General features: G+C 62.0%; 18 protein-coding genes. 2 read left to right on the plus strand and 16 right to left on the minus strand.

Going from position 1 to position 23,057, the window contains the following annotated elements; genetic code table 11:
* From MESCI2_RS0108625 to MESCI2_RS0108705, 16 genes are all read right to left on the minus strand, one after another.
* A complete protein-coding gene (locus MESCI2_RS0108625; RefSeq protein ID WP_027036231.1) occupies nt 1–438 on the minus strand; it encodes an RpiB/LacA/LacB family sugar-phosphate isomerase in 438 nt (145 codons plus the stop codon).
* Nucleotides 439–471: 33 nt separating this feature from the next.
* Complete coding sequence (locus tag MESCI2_RS0108630; protein ID WP_027036232.1) at nt 472–1,239, minus strand: triose-phosphate isomerase; 768 nt, start codon at nt 1,237–1,239, stop codon at nt 472–474.
* A gap of 63 nt (nt 1,240–1,302) precedes the next feature.
* Complete coding sequence (locus MESCI2_RS0108640; RefSeq protein WP_027036233.1) at nt 1,303–2,241, minus strand: sugar phosphate isomerase/epimerase family protein; 939 nt, start codon at nt 2,239–2,241, stop codon at nt 1,303–1,305.
* Entirely contained in the window at nt 2,241–3,758 is a 1,518-nt protein-coding gene (locus MESCI2_RS0108645; RefSeq protein WP_027036234.1) for a glycerol-3-phosphate dehydrogenase, read from the minus strand. Before MESCI2_RS0108645 ends, MESCI2_RS0108640 begins: the two co-directional genes overlap by 1 nt.
* Nucleotides 3,755–5,314 (minus strand): FGGY-family carbohydrate kinase, encoded by a 1,560-nt coding sequence (locus MESCI2_RS0108650; protein WP_027036235.1) that lies wholly within the window; start codon nt 5,312–5,314, stop codon nt 3,755–3,757. Before MESCI2_RS0108650 ends, MESCI2_RS0108645 begins: the two co-directional genes overlap by 4 nt.
* 96 nt (nt 5,315–5,410) lie before the next feature.
* On the minus strand, nt 5,411–6,352 hold the full coding sequence (locus MESCI2_RS0108655) for a D-ribose ABC transporter substrate-binding protein (protein WP_013533072.1): 942 nt from the start codon (nt 6,350–6,352) through the stop codon (nt 5,411–5,413).
* Nucleotides 6,353–6,390: 38 nt separating this feature from the next.
* Nucleotides 6,391–7,524, minus strand: a complete 1,134-nt coding sequence (locus MESCI2_RS0108660; protein ID WP_027036236.1) for an ABC transporter permease — start codon at nt 7,522–7,524, stop codon at nt 6,391–6,393.
* Between the two features lie 26 nt (nt 7,525–7,550).
* Nucleotides 7,551–9,092, minus strand: coding sequence for a sugar ABC transporter ATP-binding protein (locus MESCI2_RS0108665; RefSeq protein ID WP_027036237.1), 1,542 nt, complete (start codon nt 9,090–9,092; stop codon nt 7,551–7,553).
* The gene (locus tag MESCI2_RS0108670) at nt 9,089–9,745 is read right to left on the minus strand and encodes a DUF2291 family protein (RefSeq protein WP_027036238.1); all 657 of its coding nucleotides are present in this window, start codon (nt 9,743–9,745) and stop codon (nt 9,089–9,091) included. The genes MESCI2_RS0108665 and MESCI2_RS0108670 overlap by 4 nt, the downstream gene beginning before the upstream one ends.
* 33 nt (nt 9,746–9,778) lie before the next feature.
* Nucleotides 9,779–10,789, minus strand: a complete 1,011-nt coding sequence (locus tag MESCI2_RS0108675; protein WP_027036239.1) for a sugar-binding transcriptional regulator — start codon at nt 10,787–10,789, stop codon at nt 9,779–9,781.
* Between the two features lie 419 nt (nt 10,790–11,208).
* Entirely contained in the window at nt 11,209–12,921 is a 1,713-nt protein-coding gene (locus MESCI2_RS0108680) for a glycerol-3-phosphate dehydrogenase/oxidase (RefSeq protein ID WP_027036240.1), read from the minus strand.
* The gene (locus tag MESCI2_RS0108685) at nt 12,918–13,694 is read right to left on the minus strand and encodes a DeoR/GlpR family DNA-binding transcription regulator (RefSeq protein ID WP_027036241.1); all 777 of its coding nucleotides are present in this window, start codon (nt 13,692–13,694) and stop codon (nt 12,918–12,920) included. The genes MESCI2_RS0108680 and MESCI2_RS0108685 overlap by 4 nt, the downstream gene beginning before the upstream one ends.
* On the minus strand, nt 13,691–15,226 hold the full coding sequence (locus MESCI2_RS0108690; RefSeq protein ID WP_027036242.1) for an FGGY-family carbohydrate kinase: 1,536 nt from the start codon (nt 15,224–15,226) through the stop codon (nt 13,691–13,693). The genes MESCI2_RS0108685 and MESCI2_RS0108690 overlap by 4 nt, the downstream gene beginning before the upstream one ends.
* A 303-nt stretch (nt 15,227–15,529) precedes the next feature.
* Entirely contained in the window at nt 15,530–15,727 is a 198-nt protein-coding gene (locus MESCI2_RS0108695; RefSeq protein ID WP_245270261.1) for a hypothetical protein, read from the minus strand.
* A gap of 242 nt (nt 15,728–15,969) precedes the next feature.
* Entirely contained in the window at nt 15,970–17,346 is a 1,377-nt protein-coding gene (locus MESCI2_RS0108700; protein WP_050596505.1) for an HlyD family type I secretion periplasmic adaptor subunit, read from the minus strand.
* Nucleotides 17,339–19,090 (minus strand): type I secretion system permease/ATPase, encoded by a 1,752-nt coding sequence (locus tag MESCI2_RS0108705; protein ID WP_032900563.1) that lies wholly within the window; start codon nt 19,088–19,090, stop codon nt 17,339–17,341. The genes MESCI2_RS0108700 and MESCI2_RS0108705 overlap by 8 nt, the downstream gene beginning before the upstream one ends.
* Before the next feature lie 455 nt (nt 19,091–19,545).
* Here MESCI2_RS0108705 and MESCI2_RS0108710 point away from each other — a divergent pair, with 455 nt between their 5' ends.
* Complete coding sequence (locus tag MESCI2_RS0108710) at nt 19,546–21,309, plus strand: calcium-binding protein (RefSeq protein WP_027036246.1); 1,764 nt, start codon at nt 19,546–19,548, stop codon at nt 21,307–21,309.
* A 517-nt stretch (nt 21,310–21,826) separates the two neighbouring features.
* Entirely contained in the window at nt 21,827–23,035 is a 1,209-nt protein-coding gene (locus MESCI2_RS01000000134485; protein ID WP_032900565.1) for a glycosyltransferase family 4 protein, read from the plus strand.
* Nucleotides 23,036–23,057 lie beyond the last annotated feature (22 nt).

Below are 23,057 nucleotides of genomic sequence, written 5' to 3' on the forward strand. Positions count from 1 at the left end.
TCAGCGCTTGGCGTCGAGCTTGTCGACGGCCTGCACGTTTGCGGCAGAGGGACCGTTCGGATCGAACTCGGAGGCCAGCCATGCGTCGGCGATCGATTTCGCCAGTTCGGGACCGATGACGCGGGCGCCCATGGTGATGATCTGGGCGTTGTTGGACTTGGCGGCGCGCTCCGCGGAATAGGTATCGTGGGTCAACGCGGCGCGAATGCCCGGGACCTTGTTGGCGGAGATGCTGACGCCGATGCCGGTGCCGCAAAACAGGATGGCCCGGTCGTAGTTACCGTCCAGGATTTCGTGGCCTACCGCGGCTGCGATGTCGGCGTAGAATCCGGCCTGGCTGAGGTCGACGACCTGCAGTTCGGGTTTGGTGGCGAGATGCTTGGCGATGACGTCGAGCAGCGGCTTGCCGGCACTGTCGGCTCCGAGTGCGATCTTCATGATGATGAACTCCTTTGCTAGGTCTTTTGGCAGTCAGCGCGCGATGCCGGCCGACGCCTTTTTCAGAATGTCGATATAGCCTTCCGCTTGCCACGCCGAGCGGCCGATGAACAGGCCATCGATATGCGGCTGGCCGATCAGTTCGGCCGCGTTGCCGGGATTGACGCTGCCACCGTAAAGCACAGGCGGAGCAATCGGCAGCCGGTCGGCGGCAACCTTCTTGATCAGCTGCTGCTGCCTGTTGGCATAGTCGGCGCTTGCGGGAATGCCCTTCTCGCCGATTGCCCAGACGGGCTCGTAGGCAAAGAGGATTTCCGCCTTCACCTGATCGCCGCTCAGCTCTTGCAGCGCGCCGAGAACCTGTGCCGTCAACACCGCCTCGGCGCGGCCTGATTCACGCTCAGCCAGCGTCTCGCCGACGCAGATCAGCGGCACGAAACCGTGCCTGACAGCGGCCGCCGTCTTCAGCCCGACGGTCGCATCCGTTTCGCCGAAGTGTTCGCGGCGCTCGCTGTGGCCGAGTTCGATCACATCCAGCCCACAGTCTTTCAACATCACCGGCGAGATCTCGCCCGTCCAGGCGCCGGCATCGGCCCAATGCATGTTCTGGGCGCCGACTTTTACGCGGGTGTCGGCAAGCGCCGCCTTGACCTGGCGCGCGGCGGTGAACGGCGGAATGACGAAGGGCTGTATCGCCGGATGGAAATCGGGCACAAAGGCCGCCAGCGCATCGGCGAACTGCAGCGCCTCCGACAGCGTCTTGTTCATCTTCCAGCTCGTACCGACCCAATATGGGGCCATTCTTTTTCTCCTTCGATACTTTTGCGACCGACATCGGCGCCGGCTTTCGGGCGACGTATTCGCTCAGGTCCGAGGCTTGAGACTGTCGCGGCCACTGTCGACGTAAGGCGCCCAGAAATCCACCGACTCGCGGATCATCTCGATAACCTGATGGTCGACTGGTTCCCTCTCCCTGAAGGAAAGTTCAAGGCAAATTTCGTTGTCGGTTCCGCCGCCTTGCCGAACCGCGTCCAGCAACTTCTGCGGCACTATGCGGCCGTCCTTGTTGTAGGCTGATGTGAACGGCCAGTGGCCGCCCTTGTTCATGGAGGACTGCTTGATGTGAATGATGGGCGATTGCAATGGAAACGCTTTCGCCCAAGCGTAGGGATCGGTATCAGCAGGGTTGGGCGAGGTGACGTCGCCATGGTCGATATCCACCATCATCTTCATCGGGATGGGCAGCTTCGCCGCATCGATGGCGCCCTGCAGCGTGGCGCAGCTTTCGATTGTGTGGCCAAACTCGCGGCCCACCGACATCGGCTCCCAGAACAGGTATGTCAGGCCCGCCGCCCTGGCGTGTTCGGCCACTTCGCGCCAGCATTCGAGCGCGATATCGAGCAGTGCCGCCCGCCGTTGCGGATCGTCAAAGTCCTTGTGGGTGAAGATGGCGAACTGCGTGCCCATGCCTGACGCGCCAAGTTCGGCGGAAATGTCGGCAAACGTCTTGAACCAGTCGACATAGTAGCACCGGACATCGGCATCCGGATGGCCGAAATGGTTGAGCCGGCCATAGGGTCCGGTCATGCCGGAGGTGATCCTGACACCGGTCCGCGCCAAGGCGCTGTTGAACCGGCGCAGAAATTTGGCAATCGTCGCCGCCGGCCAGCCCGGATTGACGAATTCATGCGTCAGCTGCACGTCGCGGATACCGATGCCATAGGCAATCGCGTCGATCAAATCGTCCGGATCGGCGAAGCGATTGACCAGCGGATTGGTGTTGAGGGAAAGCGTGAAGGCCATCAGTCTGCCGTCGCCATGATGTTATCGAACCAGTCTTCGAATGCTTTCCGCTCGGCCGCATTGAGATGCAGGCCATGTTTGGTGCGGCGTTCCAGAATATCGGCTGATGTGCCGGCCCATTCGGTCTCGGCCAGGAACCTTGCCTCCCGCTCATACAGGTCGGCACCGAAGCGGCGGCCGAGATCCGCCTCGCGCTGTGCGCCGGCGAGCAATTGCCTGGCACGGGTGCCGTAGCTTCGAGCGTAGTGCTTCACCAGCGACGGGCTGAGCCATGAAAACTCGGAATGCAGATCGCTCAGGAACTGCTCGAAGTCCGCATTGGGCAGGTCGCCTCCCGGCAAGGGAATTTTGGCGGTCCAGGCTTTCTTCATCGCCGGAAAGAACGGCTGGATCTTTTCCAGCGCGTGTTCCGACAGCTTGCGGAAGGTGGTGATCTTGCCGCCGAACACCGAAAGCAGCGGCGCGTTGCCATTGGAGGCATCGAGTTCGAAAATATAGTCGCGCGTAACCGCGCTTGGATTGTCGGCATTGTCGTCATAGAGCGGACGCACGCCCGAGAAGCTGTAGACCACGTCCTGTGGCGTCAGCTGCCGCTTGAAATAGCGATTGACCACCTTGATCAGGTAGTCGACTTCGCTGGCCTCGGCGACCACTTCCTCGGGCCTGCCTTCATAGGGAATGTCGGTCGTGCCAATCAGCGCCAGATCGTTCTCGTACGGGTTGACGAAGATCACCCGCTTGTCGTTGTTCTGGATGAGATAGGCCTGCCGCCCCTCCCAGAATTTGGGCACGACGATATGGCTACCCTTTACAAGCCGAACATTGCGCGTCGAATTCTGCCCGGCGACGCGGCTGACAATGTCGTTGACCCAGGGGCCTGCCGCGTTGACCAGCGCCCGCGCCCGGACCTTCGTCACCGCACCCGTGCGACCATCCTGCATGTCGATCGACCACAGTCCGCTTTCGCGGCGGGCCGCGACACAGGCGGTGCGCGTGAGCACTCTGGCACCGCGCTGCCTGGCGTCCAGGGCGTTGAGCAGCACCAGGCGCGCATCGTCGACCCAGCAGTCGGAATATTCGAAACCGCGCCTGAATTCGTCCTTGATCGGCGCCCCTTCCGGCGCAGTCCTGAGGTTCAGTGTTCTTGTCCCCGGCAAGCGTTTGCGGCCACCAAGGTGATCGTAGAGAAACAGTCCGAGCCGGACCAGCCATGCCGGCCTGTCTTGCGGGCTGTGCGGAAGAACGAAGCGCATCGGCCAGATGATATGCGGCGCCGCCTCGAGCAGCACCTCGCGTTCGATCAGCGCTTCGCGAACCAGCCGGAATTCATAATATTCGAGGTAGCGCAGGCCGCCGTGCACCAGCTTGCCGGAGCGCGAACTGGTGCCTTGCGCGAGGTCGTCCTTTTCGCACAGGATGACGGACAGTCCGCGACCTGCCGCGTCACGCGCTATGCCGGCCCCATTGACGCCGCCGCCGATCACGAAGAGATCGACGACATCTGTTGTATTGCTCAAGATCTTGCTCCTGTGCGGTGCGCCATGCCCTTCCACACCGGCCGAAGCGCCTGACGCGCTGCAACGAAGGAAGGGAAGAGCGCATCGTAGGTTTGCGAAAGCGCCTCGTCATAGGCATCGCAGTCGCCGAGAAGCGGTGTCACCCACTCGGCCGCGCAGTCTTCCATCGAGCCATAGACGCCGAGGCCGACGGCGGCCATCATCGCGGCACCCGCCGCGCCGGCTTCCTGGCGACTGCTCGTGCGCACCTGCGCCCGGGTCGCCGCCGCGATGATGCGGCGCAGCGACGGGCTGCGCGCGGCGCCGCCCGACAGGCGAATCTCGCTCGGCACCGCGCCCATCGCCTGGTAGCAATCACGCGCCGCGAAGGCCAACCCTTCGAGGACGCCGCGCGCCAGATCGCCAAAGCCATGCTTGACCGAAAGGCCGATGAAGCCAGCGCGTGCATCGGGGTCGACGAACGGTCCTCTTTCACCGGCCAGCGATATGTAGGGTTGGTAGATCAACGAACCAGGCTCCGATGCTTCCACCCAAGCGTCGAGGGCCTTCAGCAACTCGTCATGAGAAGGCTTGCTGCCAGCCGTGGCGAGCACGTCGCGCGCAAGGCCAAGCACCCAGTCTATGTTGAGCGTCGCCGCCATGTTGGATTGCAATTGTGCAAAGGCGCCCGGAATAGGCATGGCGATCGTGTAGCCGGAGCCATCGTCGTTCAGCACGACATCGTAGGGAGTGGCTGCGAAGCGTGTGTGTATGCCGGTCGAGCCGATGACGGTGCAGCCGACATTGCCCGAGGGATCATAGAGGCCGGCTCCGAGCGCTGTCATGACCATGTCGACGTAACCCAGCACCACCGGCGTGCCCTCGAGCAGGCCGGTCTCTGCCGCCGCTGATCGCGACAGCGGATGATGGTCGGTGGTACCTTCGAGCATGGGAGGCAACAGGCGGCGATGCGTCGTCAGATCCAGGATGTCGAGGGCTTCGTCGGAATAGGTGCGCGACCGAAAATCGCCGAAGGTGAAGGTACCCTCGGAGGGATCCGTGGCGCGTTCGTCCGTCATCTTGAAGTAGAGCCAATCCTTGCAATGCAGTGCCGTCGCCGCGCGCTCCAGCATGTCGGGATGGTTCTTTTTCATGAAGGCAAGCTGGGCGCCTTGCTGGCAGGAATTCAGCCCCGTGCCGGTCAGCTCGAACCGCCTGCGATCCCGGGGGTCGGCGCGCATCTCGTCCACCAGATGTCCGGCGCGGGCATCGAGCCACAGCCAGGCGCGCGAGACAGGCAAGCCGTCGCCATCGATCAGCCAGGTTCCGTCGCCCTGCCCGGTGGTGGCCACCGCCGCGGTTCGTCGCGCGAGGTCGGGAACCTTGGCCGCGAGATCGCGAACGGTCTGCGTCATGTCGCGCCAGGTCTGGTCGAGGTCCTGCTCGGCGCCGCCGCCTTCCAGCGTGACGAAGCTGTTGGGCACCGACGTCATGGCGAGCTGCCGCCCGGACAGGTCGAAAGCGATCGATTTGATCACCGACGTTCCCGCGTCGATGCCGATCAGCAGGTCTTTCATGCCGCAAATTCCGGTTGGTTGCGAAGGCAGTTCACGAGGGCAGTCGTTTCGTAGAAGAGGCAGGGAGTGTCCGCAAGGACACCCCCTGTACAGGTATTACTCAGACAGCACGAAGGGTGCCGTGTACTTGTCGACATTGTCCTTGGTGATGAGAAGGCAATCGAACAGCTGCTTCTCGGTCGCCGCACCGGTGGCACCCGTCTTGATGAACGAGTCCGCCTGCTGCACGGCCTTGGCCGAGAAGATGGCGACCGGCTGAAGCACGGTGTACTGCAGTTCGCCGGACTTGATCGCCGCAACCGCATCCGGGGAGCCGTCGAAGCCGCCGACCTTGATGCCGGCGAGCTTGCCCGCTTCCTTGAGCGCCGCAACCGCGCCGAGAGCCATTTCGTCATTGCCGCTGATCACGGCAATGATGTCGGGATTGGCCTGCAGCATGCTCTGCATCTTGTCGTGGCCCTGGGTACGATCCCAGTTGGCGACCTGCGAAGCAGCCTTTTCGAGATCCGGGTACTGGCTCAGCACGGTCGCGTAACCATTCGAGCGCGTGGCGGCGTTGTTGTCCGACGGGGCGCCGAGCAGTTCGACATATTTGCCCTTTTCACCGACCGCCTGCACCCACTGCTGGGCACCGAGAGCAGCGCCTTGCGCGTTGTTGGAGACGAGTTGCCCCTTGGCGAGGCCTTCCTGGTTGATCTCGGCATTGACGAGGAACACCGGGATGTTGGCGGCAATCGCCTTCTTCACCGCGCCGACCGAACCGTCGGCGTTGGCCGGGTCAAGGATGATCGCCACCGACTTGTTGGTGATGGCGGTGTCGATCAAATTGCTTTCGGTATTGGTGTCGCCCTTGTGGGCGCCGACATTGGCCGTGTAGCCAAGCTTCTCGGCCTCGGCCTTGGCAACGTTGCCCTCGGTCAGCCAGTAGGGGTTGGCCGGATCGTTGACGATGATCGAGATTAGGCCCGCGGCTGATGCAGCGGCCGTGAACCCGACGACCATCGCGGCGGCGAGCAGACTTTTCAGCATGGTTTTCATGTACATTCCTCCAATGATTACGCGGTGTTGCTGCCAGTTCACCTGGCAGTCTTCCCTTGGGCAGGATTGGCCGGTTCGGCCTTCCCCCGTTTCTGAGAAGTCGGTTGGCCACCTGTCGCGCTTGGGAGCTTGCTGCGGCGGCGATACTGAACGGCGTTGAGCAGCACCGCGAGCACGATGACCGCGCCCGTGAACACTGTCTGCCAGTAGGATGAGATGCCGATGATCACCAGACCGTCGGACAGGAAGCCGATGACGAAGGCCCCGAGCAGGGTTCCGCGAATGTTGCCGCGCCCACCGGTCAGTGCCGCGCCGCCGATGACGACGGCCGCGATGGCCGTCAGTTCGTAGGTGGTGCCGGCGGTCGGCCCAGCCGACGTCAACTGCGAGGACAGAATCAGGCCGGCGATGGCGGCACAGATGCCTGACAGCACATAGACGGAAATCTGCACCGTCTTGACTGGAACGCCGGACAGTTCGGCCGCGCGTTCATTGCCGCCCGAGGCATAGAGCCAGCGCCCGAAAGCGGTGCGATTCAGGACGATGCTGCCGATCAGCGCGATGACCACGAGAACCACGACACCGGTCGGCACGCCGAACAGGCGGTTGAAGCCAAGCGCATCGAAGCCGGTGTTTCCAAGCTCCGGTTTGCCGCCGAGATTGTTGTAGGTCAGACCGCTGGTCATAAGCAGCGCCAGGCCGCGTGCCATGTACATGACGCCGAGCGTGGCCACGAACGCCGGAACCTTGAAGCGCGCGATGAGCACGCCGTTGATCAGCCCGACGACGGCGCCCAGCATGCAGGCCAGCACCGCGACCACCCAGACCGGCGGGTAGAGGACGACGCCCAGCCAGGTCAGCGTCACCCCTTGCATCAGGAAGCCGGCAACGACGCCGGCCAAGCCCAACGTCGATCCCACCGACAGATCGATGCCACCATTGAGGATGACGAGCAGCATGCCGATCGCGAGGATTCCGAAGATGGCGACATGCGAGGCCATGGTCAGGAAATTCGCCACCGAGAGATAGTAGGGCGACAGGATCGAAAACACGACGATGATGACGATCAGGGCAAAGAAGGCCCGGCCCTCGAGCAGCAGCTTGGCGAGATCGAAGCCTTCGCCGCCCGCGCTTGGGCTGGACTGTTTTCTGGCCTGGCTGACGTCGGTCATTGGTCTGGGCTCCGAAATTCTGGTGATCAGGCGACCACGGCTTCGCCGGAGGCGGCCATGATCTGCTCTTTGGTGGCGTTGGCGCCGAATTCAGCTGAAATCCTGCCACGCCGCATGACGACGATGCGGTGGGCAATGCTGAGGCATTCGTTGACCTCCGAGGTCGAGAAGACGACCGCAAGCCCTTGCGCGGCGCGTTCGCTCAGCAAGCGGAAGACTTCGGCCTTGGCGCCGACATCGATGCCGCGGCTCGGCTCGTCGAGAAGGATGACCTTGGGGTTGGTCGTCAGCATCTTGCCGATGACGACCTTCTGCTGATTACCGCCAGACAGCGATCCGATCATGGCGTTGCCGCCAGCGGTCTTGACGGTCACCTTGCGGATCGAGTCTTCGACCAATTCACGCTCCCTGGAACGGGACAGAAACAGCCCCCTGGCGAACTCTTCGATGCTGGCAAGCGAGAGATTGCGGCCGACGGTCATCGTTTGCACCAGCCCGTCGCGCTGGCGGTCCTCGGGGACCAGCACAAGCCCTCTGGAGATGCGCTGGGCAATGCTCAATCCCGACACATCCTCGCCTTCCAGCAGCGCGCGGCCGCCCGCCATCGGCACCCGTCCGGCGACGGCCTCCAGCAATTCCGTGCGCCCAGCGCCCATCAGCCCATAGATGCAGACGATCTCGCCGGCCCTGACGTCCAGCGACAGGTGATCGACGACGGAATAGCCTGAGCCCGAAGTGTCAACGACACTCACATCCTCGATCGACAGGGCGACCTCGCCGAACTCATGACCGGTCGGCGGCGAGCCGAGATCGAAATTCTCGCCAACCATGTTGCGCACGATCCACTCGAGGTCGATGTCCCTGGCTTCGGCCGTCGCCGTTATCGCGCCGTCGCGCAGGACAACGGCATAGTCGGTGATCTGCAGCGCCTCTTCGAGGTGATGTGAAATGTAGACGATGGAGACGCCGCGGCTGGTCAGATCGCGGATCACCTTGAACAGAACTTCCACCTCGGTTGCACTGAGCGCGGAGGTCGGCTCGTCCATGATGAGGATGCGAGAATCGACCGACAGCGCGCGCGCGATCTCGACGATCTGCTGTTGGCCCAGGCGCAAATCCTCGACCAGGGTCATCGGATCGATGTCCTCTTCGAGATCGGCCATCAGCGCGCGGGCCTGGCGCTGCTCCTCGGCGAAGTCGAGGCCGGTCCTGGTGCGCAGTTCGCGGCCCATGAAGATGTTGTCGCGAACGCTCAAATTCGGCGCCAGGCTGAGTTCCTGGTGGATGATCGAGATGCCGCGATCGCGCGCGTCCGAGGATGAGGAAAAGCTGACGAGATTGCCGTCGAGCACGATGTCGCCGGACGTCGGCGTGACGACGCCGGACAGGATCTTCATCAGCGTCGACTTGCCGGCGCCGTTCTCGCCGAACAGCGTCGTGACCTTGCCGCGATGGATGTCGAAATTGACGCCCTTGAGCGCATGGACGCCGCCATACGACATGACGATATTGCGCGCCGAAAGCACGGCGTCGCCAGTCGCGGGTCCGGTGTCGGCAGCCGGTTTCATTTGACGTCGAGCCTCACGGGGGTGACGAGCCAGCTCTTCGGGTTGACCAGCTTGAACGCGCCGACCACCGATATGGTCTTGCCGGTCAAGGCGCTGGTGTCGAGCTTTGCAAGAACTTCCTTCTTCATCTCGTTGTTCAACGCCGAACCGGCGTCCTGGTACTCGATCTGGTTGGTGAACTGGCCGAATGTGATCTTGCCGGTGGCGTCGCGAAGCTCGGTGCCGTTGATCGCCGGTCCCGTTTGCACGCGGATCATCAGCGTGTCCGGCACGCCTTCGACGGCGACCTTGTAGATGCCGGATTTTCCTTCGCCGACGACACCGGTGAACTTGACCGAGATGACCGGTCCGACGCCCGCCGGCACGCCATATTCCTTTTCCGCGGTTGCCCTGTCCTTGGCGATCGCCGTGGCCACCGTTGCCGCGTCTGCGGCACGCGCATCGACATCGGCCTGCACCTTGGGAAATTCCGACTTGCCGTAGTCGGCGGCGGAAAAGACGGCGCTGCGGACATCGCCGGCGGAGCCGATCCTGACCACCTTGGTGTCGAGCGCCATGGCGCCGAGCAGGACGACAACCGCGGCGCCGGCAAGTGCCCGACGCAGGCCGGGCGAGGCCGGTCTGGCCGATGCGCTGGCGGCCTTCGCGCTCATGACGCAACCGCCAGCAAGGCTGATCCGCGCTTGTCACGCATTTGACGATCCTCCGTTCACATGGCGCTTCGCACCATTGGGTTTGTTCTGTTCGACAAGGGCACGAGCGGTGGACTCGTCGGTGATCAGGCCGCTCAGATAACGGCTTTCGAGCACCGCCTTGATGGCACGCACTTTGATCTTGCCGCCGGCGACGGCGACGATCCTGCGGCCTTTCAACTGGTCCCGCGGAAGCGCCAGAATTCTTTCCGACAGCGCCGTTTCCACCGGGCGTCCCTTATCGTCGAAGAAGTGGGCAAGCAGCTCGCCGACGCCACCATCGCGTTTGACCTCATCGATTTCGGAATGTTCGATCATGCCGGTAGCGACCAGCGAAGCTTCCCGCTCGGCGGTCCCTATGCCGACGAACATCAGGTCGGACCGGCTTGCGAGGTCGAAGACATCGCTGATGCCGCGCTGGCCAAGCAGCACCTCACGGTCCTCGGCGGTGTTGGCGACGAAAGGCACCGGCATCACATAGGCCTGCGCGCCGGTCCGTTCGGCCAGCCGATGCATGACGTCGTGCGGGTTGGCCGCGAATTTGCGCGTCACACCGCCAAGCAGCGAGACGAAACGGATATGGGCAGCGGCGGTGCGCGTCAGATACTCGACGCTTGCGGCAAGGGTGCGGCCATGGCCGACGCCGATCAGCATGTCCTCGCCGCGATCGATCTCGCGCTTCAGAAACTGAGCGCCGGCGATGCCAAGGGCCTTCAGCGGTAGCTCGTCCTGATCGAGATCAGGAACGACCTCGCAGTAATCGAGCCCGTAAGCATCGATCAGCCGCTGCTCGAGGTCGATGCATTCGCCGACGTCGCCGTCGATGATCACCCTGACAAGGCCATCCTGGGTGGCCCGCGTGATGAGCCGGTGCGCCTTGAGGCTGGTCAGGCCGAGCCGCTTGGCCACCTGGGCCTGCGTCAGACCCCCGGCATAGTGAAGCCAGGCCGCGCGGGTGGCGAGGCTGGACTCATGATCGCGGTTAGCGGCTCCGCCGGATTCCAAGCCATCTCCTCCCTGAGATGATATTATTATCTTTGTGTGCAAAAATTTTCACATCCCTGCATCGCTGTCAATCCCTCGCCGGATTTGGCGCATGCACATACGGGGAATTCACAGGTCTCGACCTTCCCGAACGCCGGTCTGCCGGCATTTCGGCGGGCAACATCGACCTATTAGGAGGTCCGCATGTCACCCGATCATACTGCGATGTTAATTTAACGTCAATCTGTGTTATATCCTGCCGACACCAGCAGAACTGCGCAGCTCGTCGCCATCCATTTGGCAGTCAACTATTTGTTTTAAATGAATAATATTCGCCCATGAGAAAATCCCAATCAGCCTGTGAGTTGGACGATTTTCGGATGCGGCGCATCCATGGGCAAACCGATCGGATTGCCTTGGGAATATCGGCGACGGAGTGATCAGCCCAACCGCATCAGGTTCCGGCCCTCGAGCTCCAGGGCGGCCGCCTCGACTTCCTCTGCGAGGCGCCCGGCGCTCCAGCCCAGCGCCCGTCCGGCAATCGTCGCAATCTCCTGCAGATCCCGGCCCGTCAGTGACCCTGATATCGCCAGGGTGCTGCGGCGCATGACGATATCAGCCAGATGTTCGACGAACTCGTTGCGGACGATGTAGTCAATTTCCGATCGGCTGTAGCTTTCTGAATCCGGCAGCCGGCCCTCATCATCCGGCCCATGTGTGGCGATCTGCGTGGCTCTGGTGCCGTATCGCGACAGCAGCTCATCGAGACGGCGTTCTCCAGCGCCCGTCTCCGAGTGAGCCAGAGCCAGCCAATTTGCTCGTGCTGTGGCATCGGCCGGAAAATCCCTGCCGCCGCCGATCGGCATGGCTTGGGTTGATACCTTGCGGCTGCGCTGCAGACGGCCGAGCACGGTGTCGGCGACTTCCTCGGCGAAGCCGCGAAAGGTCGTCCACTTGCCGCCGACCAGCGAGATGACCGCGAAAGGTCTGTTCCGATCCGGCTCGGCGACCGGCGCCGAGTGGTCACGGCTGATCAGCCCGGGCAGCGACGCATCCGAGGCCGGCAGCGGCCTGATGCCGCTATAGGCGTAGACGATCTGGTCGCGCTCGAACGCCATTCCCGGCAGCAGCGTGCGTACGCTGTCGAGCAGGTACTCGACTTCGTCAGGCTCGCAGCGCACCGCGTCGGGATTGTCAGCCTTGATGTCGGTGGAGCCGACCAGCGCCAGGCCGAGATAGTCGTAGACAAGGCAGATGCGGCCGTCATCGGCCTCGAAATAGAGCATGCGCCCGGCAAGGCTTTTGACCAGCTCGTCATGCTTCAGCAGGATGTGCGAGCCCTTGGTGCCGCCGATCATCTTCGACGGCGCGCCTAGCAAATCGTTGACGTCATCGATCCAGGGACCGGCGGCATTGACCACCAGCTTCGGCCGCACCGAAAAGGCCGCGCCGTTTTCCGGCTGGAAGGTCAGCACGCCATCGGCGGACTTCGCCAGCTCCGTGTAGTTCGCGCTGGCCGAGGCCGCGTTTGCCTGCAGCCCATCGAGGATCAGTTCGAGTACCAGCCTTTCGGGGTGGCTTATCTTGGCGTCATAGTAGGTGCCGGTAGCGACGATCGAGGGATTGAGTGCAGGCATCTCACTGAGCGCCCGCCGCCGCCCGACCATGCGGTGGCGCGGCATGACCTGGTTTCGCGAGCCATAGAAATCATAGATCATCAGGCCGATCTTGATCAGGATGGCGCCACGGCTGCGCGGCGCACTGGTCGAGCCGAACAGCGTCCGCAGCGCCGCCAGCATGCCCTTGCTCCAGGAGAAGATCGGGATGACCGTCGGCAGCGGGCTGACATAGTGCGGCGCGTTCTTCAAAAGCAGATTGCGTTCGAGCGTCGACTGCGCGACCAGCCCAAACTCGCCGGTTTCCAAATATTTCAGGCCGCCATGAATGAGCCGCGATGGCGCGGCGCTGGTGCCGGAGCCGAAATCCGCCTTGTCGACGATCAGGCAGCTGACGCCCTGCGCGCACAGGTCGCGAAACAGCCCTGCTCCGTTGATGCCGGCGCCAAGGATGACGACGTCGACCTCGCCGGTCCCGGCCATGGCGGCCAAACGCCCGGCGGGGTTTTCCGTACGTGTTGCTTCGCTCGAGCTCATGGCACTTTCGTCTTGACGATGCGCAGCTTCACGCCGGCCCGTTCGAGGGCCTGCGCCCGCGCATCGCCCAGGCCTTCGGTCGCCAGCACGACATCGAAGCTGGTCAGATCGTCGAAGACGTGCAGTGCGATCCGGTCGAACTTGGCATGATCGACGAGGAGGATGCGCTTGACCGATGCGGCCATCATCGCCTGCTTGACCCGCACGACATTGGGATCCTGGATGAAGGCGGTGGTTCCGGTGATGGCCGAAGCCGAACAGATCAGCACATTGGCGCGCAGCTGTGCCACCGCGTTCTCGCAGACGATGCCGATATAGGCGTTGTAGGTGTTGTGGTACTGGCCGCCGAGACAGATGAAGTCGAGTTCGTCGACATTGATCAGCAGTGATGCCGTCGCTACGGAGTTGGTGATGACGGTCAGCGGCTTGACGTCGAGCAGCAGTGTGGCGACGGCGTTTGCCGTCGAGGAATCGTCCAGCATCACCACCTGGCCGGCTTCGACATAATCGAGTGCTGCCCGCGCCAGCGCATCCTTCTCTGCCCGATTGACCGTCACCCGGTAGCGGAAGGCGCTTTCGTAGAGGCCGGAAGGCTGAACCGTCACCGCACCGTGCAGCTTGCGCAACACGCCCTGCTGCGCCAGCCGGTCGATGTGCCGGTGGATGGTCATGCGCGACACGCCGAAATGCTCGACCAGATCGTCGATGCGCACCTGGCCGAGCTTGATCACATAGTCGGCGATCTCTTCGCGTCGTTCGTCGGCCTTAATCATGCGCTTCCCCCGGTGTCTGGCCGCGCCAGCTTCTCGATGTCAGGCCAATGCGGTTCGAGCGCACCGGCTATGCGCCCATAGAGGGAAAAGCGCTCGTTGAACACAGCACTCGAGGCCGGCTCAGGCTCGTATTGGCGCGCCGTCATGCCGACCTGCCTTGCGCCCTGTTGCCGCGTCGCGAAGATGCCAACCGCGGCACCCGCGCAAAGGGCAGCGCCAAAGGCCGCGGCCTCGTCGGTCGAGGTGACGATGACCGGGGCGTTCAGCACATCGGCAAACATCTGGACGAAGGCCGGATTGCGCGAGCCGCCGCCGGTCAGGCGGATCTCGCTGATAGCAAAGCCGTCGCGCAAGGCTTCGACATGGGTACGATGATTGAAAGCAATGCCCTCCAGGACCGCCTTGAGCATATCGCCGCGATTGTGCCAGCCATGAAGGCCGACAAAGCTGCCGCTGGCGACATCGCCAAAGGGGGAGCCGAACAGATAGGGATGAAACAGGATGGTCGACCGGTTTTTCAGCGCCTCATCGATCTCTGCCGCCAAAACGTCATGGATTGAGCCGCCATCAACCGATGCCCTCTCCTGTTCCGAGCGGCAGAACGTGTCGAGAAACCAGTCGTAGTTCGCGGTCGAGGCGGGCGAGATCGCCATGTTGTTCCAGCGGCCCGCGTCGATGGCGTTGCGGCAGAACCAGCGCGGGTCGACGCGCGGTTTTGAAGAGACGACTTCGTTGATGGAATAGGTTCCAGCGACGATGGCGAGCACGCCCTCCTCATGGCCGCCCATGCCCAGTGCGGAGGCGGTCACGTCATGCAGTCCGCACGCGACTGGAGTTCCCTTGGCCAGGCTGGTCATTTCGGCTGCCTCGGCAGTGACATGCCCGACGATTTCAGCCGAATGCGCCATCGGCGGCAGCGCGTCGAACAGATCGTCCAGTCCGAAGATGCGCATCGCTTCCGGCGCGAAGGCTTGCGTGCGGAAATCCGTGAATGAGGTGCTGGCCTCGGTACGGTCGGTGCCGATCGTGCCGGTCAGACAAAAGCGCAGCCAGTCCTTGCAGGCCAGTATGTGCCCAATGCGCCCATAGCGGTCGGGTTCGTTCTTCCTGATCCAGGCCAGCAGCGCCGACGGCGCCGACACGTGCGGCGCCTGGCCCGTGCGCGCCAAGGCGTCTTCGAAGACTCGATCCGCCGACCATCGTTCGACAATCTCGCCGGCGCGGCTGTCAAGCGACAGGATACCGGGGCCTAGCGGCCGACGATCCTTGTCGAGCAAATAGAGACCGTCGCCATGCGCGGTTGCCGCCACCGCCCTGATGTCGTCCGCCGGGCGGCCACACAGCGCGATCGCCTCCTTGATTGCATCGGCGGTCGCTTGCCAGAGGCCAGCCATGTCGCGCTCCACCCAGCGCGCATGGGGCATCGATTGCGGAACCCGCCGACGCGCCACCGACAACTGCGTGCCATCGGCATCGAAGATCACCGCCTTGGTGACCGTGAGACCGTTATCGATTCCGAGCAAACTGGGCATGGGCGCCGCCGCTTTCAGCAACTGGTGAAGGGCGCTGCAAGGCAATCCTGCAGGGTGGGATAGAGATGACAGACATGACGACAATCAACGAGCAACGGTGATACAAAAGCGACGCATCCGACGCGGCAAACAGACCATAGTAGCATGTTAAGTTAACGTCAACATGTGAGATATTTTGTGGAAATGTCTGATGTCATCTGCGACAAAATTGCTATCCACTCGTACCGCATCCGATGCGGGACGAAGTTCCGGCCAGTGCCCAACTGCGCAACGACCGGACAACCCGCGCCGCTTCGGCGCCGTTCAAAGAAAACGCGACGACTCAAGAAGCTCAGCCACCCCGTCCAGTTCCTTGTGCAGGCGATGCCAGCGACGGTCGAGATAAACAAGCGAATGCGCCTCCGGGGGGACCTCATCCGGCTGTACCTCGCCGTCAAGGAGTTCGGCCGCGACCAGCGGACCACGCTCGCCGGCGGCAGAGCGCTTCGCGGGCCACGTCACGACCGCCTTCGAAAACCTGAAGCACATCATCAAACGGCACGAGAATGCCGTCGTCTGGGGGCGGTAATCCGGCCTCGCTATTCGAATGATGCGGTAGCGTCACACAACGCGCATGTTTCCTCCAGCCGGAGGCGCTTCATCCCCGCGTCGCCGGTTAGGCTCGACGGCCGCCCGCCCCCAAAAGCCGTCGGGCCGCCAGAAATCCCGATATCCTATTGGTCACGCCCTCCGCCACCTCGCCATCACTGCGTAAACGCTTTGGACATCTGATCCGCAAAGGGTTTCATCAGATAAGACCAGACATTGCGTTCGTCGGTGCGGATATGAACCTCGGCGGGCATACCTGGCCTCAGCACCTTCGCTTCAGTCAGGCAGTTCGATTTGCTTTCAACCTTGATACGCGCCGAGAAATAGGAAAGCTGACGTTGCGGGTCTTTAATCAGATCTGCCGAGATGTGTTTCACTGACCCTTGGCAGACCGGAGTGGTTCCCACGTCGAACGCCGGAAAACGGATCGATACCGGCTGCCCAGGCCGGACGTCGTCGACCCGCGACGGAGGGATCAGCGCGTCCACCACAAGATCGTCGGCATCAGGTACGATGGTCATGAGCATCTCGCCAGGCGCGATAACGCCGCCGACGGTATGGACAGCCGATTCCTGTATCGTTCCGGACTGCGGTGCACGGATCGTTGTCTTGGTCAGTTCATCCTGCGCCACAATCCTGCGTTCGTTGAGTTCGGTCTGCTTGGCTTCCGTCTCGCGGAGCTCAGTCGTCACGTCAGTGCGCCTCTGGTCATCCAGTTGCAGCATCTGCAACCCCGTTTCGCTGATGCGCGCCTGGGCTTCAGCTACTGCTGCAGCGAGGCGCCCCGATTCTCCCCTGGCCCGGGTGGCATCCAGCTTGATGTTGCTCACCCTCTCCTTGGAGACGAGTTTTTTGGCGTAGAGGGAATCAACGTCGGCGAAATCCTTGCTTAGCAGAGCCACCGATTCATCCACCGCGCTCTGTTGCGCTTTAAGACCGTCGATCTGACGTTCAAGTTGCTGGGATTGGCTTCTCAACTGTGCCTTCTGTCCAGCCAAAGCCGAAGCGCGCGTTTCAAAGAGAGCGCGCTCGCCATTGACGAGCGCAGCCAGCTCCGGTTGGTTCATTCGCGCCTTCAGGCCGGCCGGCAGCTGCATTTCCGCCAGGCCCGTGCGCTCGGCCTCCAACCGGGCGAGCCGGACGGTCGCGCGATCGAGATCCTCACTGATGATTTGCAGGTTCGCGCGAGTCAGCGTGTCATCCAGCCTGACCAACACGTCGCCGGCTCGCACATGATCTCCGTCCTGCGCGAAAATCCCGCCCACTGTGCCTCCGGTTTGATGCTGGACCTTCTTGACGTTGGTTTCCACCACCACGGTGGCTGGTGCAACCACAGCGCCGGCGATCTTGGTCAACCCCAGCCATAGACCGCCGCCAAGAACCAGCAGACCGGTAATCGCCAAGCCGAATATCAGGTTGGCCCGTATACCGTCCGACAGATCCGGCGCGCTCACGGCAGGCCGTTTGCTGCCACGAAGGGTCCGAGCGTACGACGAGAAGGTGACGAATGTTTCGAGCAGAGCCTCATGCATGCCCGGCAACCCCCGGTATCGGCGCCAAAGAAGATGGCCGAGGTGAAACAGGCGGTGAAGGTCGGAGCACGTTCGCCAAGACCTCTTCGCGCGAGCCAAAGGCATGAACCGTTCCATTCGACATAACCAGTACCTGATCGATATTAGCGAGAGCTGAGGGACGATGCGCAACGACAATGACGATGCCCCCGCGCTGACGCACTGCCCGTATGGCGCCGGCCAGGGCAGCGTCACCGTCCACGTCGAGGTTCGAGTTCGGTTCGTCGAGCACGACAAGAAACGGCTCGCCATAAAGTGCTCGGGCGAGACCCACGAGTTGCCTCTGCCCTGCCGACAGGGCCGCTCCGCCCTCGCCGATGCGGGTCTGAAATCCCTGAGGGAGCTGCATTATCATTTTCTCGACGCCGGCTGCCCTTGCCGCCGCAAGGACGCCTTTCGGATCCGTCTTGCCTCGGAACCTAGAAATGTTGTCCGCTACCGTGCCGTCAAACAACTCCACGTCCTGCGGCATGTAGCCGATATGGGCGCCGAGCTGTTCCGAGTTCCATTGATCGAGAGAGGCGCCGTCCAATCTCACCGAGCCATGGAGCGGCTTCCACACCCCGACCAATGAACGCACCAAAGTTGTCTTGCCGGAACCGCTTGGGCCGATTACGGCCATCCCAGCGCCCCTCGACAGATGGAAGCTCACATTGACCACGGTTGGCTTTGGCAGGCCGGGCGGCGCAATGGTCAATTGCTCGACCGCAAACCGCGCCTGCGGCCGAGGCAACTCCATTGGCTCGTCCTGGCGGCCGAATGCCGTCATGACCGCTGCCAACTCGGAATAGCTGCGCCGGGCCGACAGAAAGCCTCTCCAGTTTGCGATCGCAGCATCGACCGGAGCCAAGGCGCGGCCAAGCAAAATGGAAGATGCGATGATCACCCCAGGTGAAGCCTCGCCGCCGATCACCAGGTAAGCGCCGAGACCGAGAACACAGGATTGCAACGCCATCCGCAGGGCCTTCGACAGCGAACTGGCGCCACCAACGACGTCAGAGAGACGTTCCTGCTGGGCGAGATAGGCTCGGCTGACGTCGCTCCAGCGTCGAGCCAGTCGACCAGACAGCCCCATTGCGTGAACGACTTCGGCGTTGCGGCGGCCGGAATCGGCCAGCGCCCGCTGCGACAGCAGTTCCTCCGAGGCACGCGCGGCGGGGCCTCGGCTAAACACTTCCGCGATCGCTGTTAAGAGGACCACAGCGATCGCGCCGACCGTCGCCAGCAGGCCGAGCGAAGGATGGAGCAAATAAATGATCAGCAGATAAAAGGGGATCCACGGGGCGTCGAAGATGACCGTGGGTCCCGTTCCGGAAAGAAAGCCGCGCAGTCGGTCAAGATCGTGCAAAGGCTGCAGACGGTCCGCATCACGCCCTGCCTTGAGCGGCAGGGACAGGGAGATGGAGAACACCTTTTGCTGCAAATTCCTGTAGAGACGGCTGCCGATGCGGACCAACACGCGAAGCCGCACGAAATCCAGAAGCCCATAGACCGCATACAGACCCAGCATTCCGATCGTGAACCCCACCAGGGTGGGAACGCTCTGCGACGGCAGGACGCGATCGTAGATCTGCAACATATAGACCGAACCGGTCAGAGCGAGAATGTTTATCACTGCCGAGAACAGCGCCACGCCAAGCAGCCCAGGCATGCAGGCGAGAATGGCGGAACGTAGCTCGGGAGAACCGGCCCCCGATGTTTTCATGACCAGCGGCCGTTCGCGCGACACTGCCGCGCCGTTACTTCCGTAAGTTGTGATGGCTCAAACCTTTCTTAGTTCGCATAGCAGCCGCTATCCGTCGCCCCCCTTATTTACGCTTTGCTTACATACGTCGACTTTGAGGAAAATGCAGCGGATTCGTGGCGTGAACCAGCGAAACGCGACCGCCGACGTCTCCCTGTCTGGGGATAACTTCCCGAAAATTGACGATTTTCGTTAAAGGAACTGGTCAGAACGGAGCAGGCAAAAGAGGCGTATGTCCTTGCTCCCAAACACTTTCAAAGGAGCCACAGTCGGCTGAGCAAAATACCTGCTACTGAGCAACAACTTAGATCAATCAAACATTCTATCTCGCTGTGTTTCGTATTTGATTTCATCCTAATGTAGCAATCACCTAAGCAGACGCGGGGCATAAATCGAATCAACCAAAGGATCATTGGATGACACTCCATTATGCGTCCGGTGGATCAGCCACCGAAGTCGCAACCGCCGGGTTCAACCTGGTCGATGTTCAATATCTCTCGCAGGTCAATGCTTTGCCGGACGGCATGAAAGGCCTCGTCTATCTCGGCGCGCACGACGGCGTGACCTCCTCCTTCATTGAAAAAGTTACACCATTTCTGAACAATCCCAAGGTGTTCGGATTTTTCCTGATGGACGAGCCAGATCCCACCGGCAGGTGGGGCACATATGCAACTGCCGAAAACCTGAAAGCGGAATCGGATTGGATCCATTCCCATTTTCCGGGCGCCAAGACCTTCGTCACCATGATGAATATGGGGTCTCCTACAAATCCGGATTTTTCCAATACCTATAATCCGGCCAATACAGGCATCGACTATTACGGGTTGGACCCGTACCCGGTGCGCGATGACGTGAGCACGGTCGACTACAACATGATCGACAGGGCCGTGGGCGCGGCAGTGAAGTCCGGCATCCCGATCGACAAGATCATTCCGGTCTACCAGACTTTTGGCGGTGGCAACTGGACGACCGACACGGGCGGGAAGCATCAGATGCCGACGACGGAACAGATGCAAACGATGATAGATCATTGGGCAGCACTGGTTCCGTCGCCTGCTTTCGATTATGCCTATGCCTGGGGTTCGCAGAACGGAGACACAGCTCTGGAGAATTCGCCGGAGTTGCAGGCTTTGTTCCAACAGCACAATCTCCAAAGCACCGGTGGCTCGGCCGCCCCCCCAGTAACCGATCCGATCGATACCACGACCCCGCCTCCAACCGACGTCGCCGCCCCTGCTCCGGCCACGCCTCCGACAGACGCCGCCGCTCCAGTTCCGGCCGCGCCGGCCCCGTCGGACAGCGATCATGTCTTCCATGGCACGCGCGGCGCAGATCGTTTTCACGCCACGACGGGCGATGACAAATATTTTGTCAACAACGCTCGTGACAAGGTGATGGAAGCGCCAGGCGGCGGCACTGACAAGGTCATGGCCTCGGTCAGTTACGCTCTTACGGCGGGCTCACATATCGAGCAGCTCTCCACTGCCAGCTCTGGGGGCAGGACGGCCATCAACCTGACCGGCAATGAATTCGGCCAAGCCATCTACGGGAATGGCGGCGCCAACAAGATCAATGGTGGCGGTGGCGCCGACAAGATGACCGGATATGGTGGCAATGACACCTACTCCGTCGACAATGCTCACGACAAGGTGGTGGAGCAGAAGGGCAGCGGCATCGATAAAGTCCTCGCCTCTGTGAGTTTCGCCCTATCGGCTGGCTCGTACATCGAACAACTCGCGACCAGCAAGGCGTCCAGCAAGGCCGCGATCGACCTGACGGGCAATGAGTTCGCTCAAACCGTCAAAGGCAACGCCGGCGCCAACAAGATCGACGGTGGCGGCGGAGCCGATACGTTGAGCGGACGTGGGGGCAGAGATGCCTTCGTGTTCAGTACCGCCCTTGGTGCTGGAAACGTGGACAAGATCACTGATTTCAACAAAGCCCAGGACAAGATCCACCTCGATCATTCCATCTTTGCCGGTCTCGATCAGGGGGGCCTCGCGTCGGACGCTTTCTTTGCCGGCAAAGCCGCGCATGACAGTTCCGATCACATTATCTACAACAGTTCGACGGGAGCTCTTTCTTTCGACAGCGACGGCGTCGGAGGCGCAAACCAGATGCATTTCGCGAGCCTCTCTCCGCATCTGTCGATTACCGCATCGTCTTTCCTGGTCACCTGAACCAGCCCAGCGAATGCTTTAAGAAGTCGGCGAGGCCCCTGGGCCTCGCCGACAGATGTACCGGATGTGTGGACCAACAGCTGACGTGCCGGTTCCGTCCTGAAGACCGGCCGCGCAGGCCGAGGGCCGACTTGACGGCCCAGCGCAACCACGCGTCAAAGATTTATTGCCAACAGCGAACCGCGGAGCTCAGGCACCGCGCCGCCGCAATTGGACGCTCGAAAACCTTGGACAACCAAGGTGATGCAGACCAGCCACCCGTACCGGCTCAGGCAAGCACCGCGCTCATCCCGCAAGACACGAGTCACATGGACGCTCCGGCAATCGCGAGGGAATCTCGCCTCGCTGGTCGCTACCCTTCCAAACATCCCTTGTGTCATTCAAACGGACGAGGACAGGCACCTAGGGTCCCCCTAGCGTGCACTCGGGCGGCATGCGCTCAGAGGTGATGAAACCGGGCCATGGCAGCATCGGCAGCATCGAGAGCCAATCGGCGATGTGCGCTTGGGAGAGGCAGATGAACCCGCACCTGGTCTGCGTGGGAGGCGAGGATCACGCCTTGAGAGTTCCCTTTCTCATCGCGCTGCGAGAGAAAGGCTTTCGCGTGACGGCGGTCTCGAGCGGTTCTCCCGTACCGTTTCTTCGGCATGACATTTCGCATCACAGGTTCTCCTTCGACCGCTTTGCAAGCGGAGGCGGGGAATGGCGCGCCCTCGGAACGATGCGCCGCTTGATGCAGGAGCTTCAGCCCGACATCATCCAGAGCTTCGACACCAAGCCAAATCTGTTGACGCCCCTTTCGGTACGGGGAACTGTTCCGGTTATCCGCACCATCAACGGACTGGGGTGGACGTTCTCATCGCTGGAGCCTCGAGCCTTGGCCTTGCGTCCGGTCTATTGCGCACTGCAATGGCTTGCGTCTTCCTGGACGGCAGCGACCGTATTCCAAAATCGCGACGACCAACTGTTCTTCGAGCGCTTTCGGCTGATCGGTCGCGGAAATTCGCGACTGATACGCAGCTCCGGGATCGATGTCGATGCGTTCGCAACGGTGCGCCATCTCGGGTCCTCGGCAACGAAGATGCGAAAGGACCTCGGCCTTCAGTCCGCCGAAGTGGTGATCTTCGTCGGCCGTTTGACGCGCCAGAAAGGCGTGGCGACCCTTCTCAATGCGATCCCTCGCATCCTGTCCGCAAGGCCCGCGGCGCGGTTTGTGCTCGTCGGCCCACGAGAATCCGAGGGCTCATTCGCAATCGACAAGTCGGAGCTCGATCGGCATGCACCTCATGTGCTGGCCTTGGGTCCACGACGCGATGTCGCCGATCTCCTTGGCATGGCCGATGTATTCGCGTTTCCCACTCAGTATCGCGAAGGGGTTCCGCGTGTGTTGCTCGAGGCAGGCCTGGCGGGACTGCCCATCGTGGCCTCAAGGATGCCAGGCTGCAGCGACGTCGTCGAAGACGGATGGAACGGCTACCTGGTTGCGCCGCATGATGCCGATGCCCTCGCCTCGCGAACAATAGACTTGCTGTCCGACCGCGCGGCGGCCAAGGCGATGGGCGCCCGTTCTGTTGAACTTGTCCGGAGGCGATTTGCCCTGCCACTGGTGGTCGACCAGTACTGCGACCTTTACGAAAACACACTCCGCGCGGGGCACATGCGACCGTTCCCTGCCGTTGGGGTTGGAGGCGGCCTCGCGAATCACCGAGGCGGGGCACATCAATGATCCGGGACGCCTTGCTCGCCCT

Source organism: Mesorhizobium ciceri WSM4083, from assembly GCF_000519305.1.
Lineage (GTDB): Bacteria > Pseudomonadota > Alphaproteobacteria > Rhizobiales > Rhizobiaceae > Mesorhizobium > Mesorhizobium ciceri_B.

Coding starts and splice junctions, on each gene's coding strand:
- MESCI2_RS0108625 (WP_027036231.1), bottom strand. CDS start 438: ATGAAGATCGCACTCGGAGCCGACAGTGCCGGCAAGCCGCTGCTCGAC.
- MESCI2_RS0108705 (WP_032900563.1), bottom strand. CDS start 19,090: ATGAAAACATCGGGGGCCGGTTCTCCCGAGCTACGTTCCGCCATTCTC.
- MESCI2_RS01000000134485 (WP_032900565.1), top strand. CDS start 21,827: ATGAACCCGCACCTGGTCTGCGTGGGAGGCGAGGATCACGCCTTGAGA.
- MESCI2_RS0108690 (WP_027036242.1), bottom strand. CDS start 15,226: ATGCCCAGTTTGCTCGGAATCGATAACGGTCTCACGGTCACCAAGGCG.
- MESCI2_RS0108650 (WP_027036235.1), bottom strand. CDS start 5,314: ATGAAAGACCTGCTGATCGGCATCGACGCGGGAACGTCGGTGATCAAA.
- MESCI2_RS0108660 (WP_027036236.1), bottom strand. CDS start 7,524: ATGACCGACGTCAGCCAGGCCAGAAAACAGTCCAGCCCAAGCGCGGGC.
- MESCI2_RS0108655 (WP_013533072.1), bottom strand. CDS start 6,352: ATGAAAACCATGCTGAAAAGTCTGCTCGCCGCCGCGATGGTCGTCGGG.
- MESCI2_RS0108630 (WP_027036232.1), bottom strand. CDS start 1,239: ATGGCCCCATATTGGGTCGGTACGAGCTGGAAGATGAACAAGACGCTG.
- MESCI2_RS0108700 (WP_050596505.1), bottom strand. CDS start 17,346: ATGCATGAGGCTCTGCTCGAAACATTCGTCACCTTCTCGTCGTACGCT.
- MESCI2_RS0108685 (WP_027036241.1), bottom strand. CDS start 13,694: ATGATTAAGGCCGACGAACGACGCGAAGAGATCGCCGACTATGTGATC.
- MESCI2_RS0108670 (WP_027036238.1), bottom strand. CDS start 9,745: ATGAGCGCGAAGGCCGCCAGCGCATCGGCCAGACCGGCCTCGCCCGGC.
- MESCI2_RS0108665 (WP_027036237.1), bottom strand. CDS start 9,092: ATGAAACCGGCTGCCGACACCGGACCCGCGACTGGCGACGCCGTGCTT.
- MESCI2_RS0108680 (WP_027036240.1), bottom strand. CDS start 12,921: ATGAGCTCGAGCGAAGCAACACGTACGGAAAACCCCGCCGGGCGTTTG.
- MESCI2_RS0108710 (WP_027036246.1), top strand. CDS start 19,546: ATGACACTCCATTATGCGTCCGGTGGATCAGCCACCGAAGTCGCAACC.
- MESCI2_RS0108640 (WP_027036233.1), bottom strand. CDS start 2,241: ATGGCCTTCACGCTTTCCCTCAACACCAATCCGCTGGTCAATCGCTTC.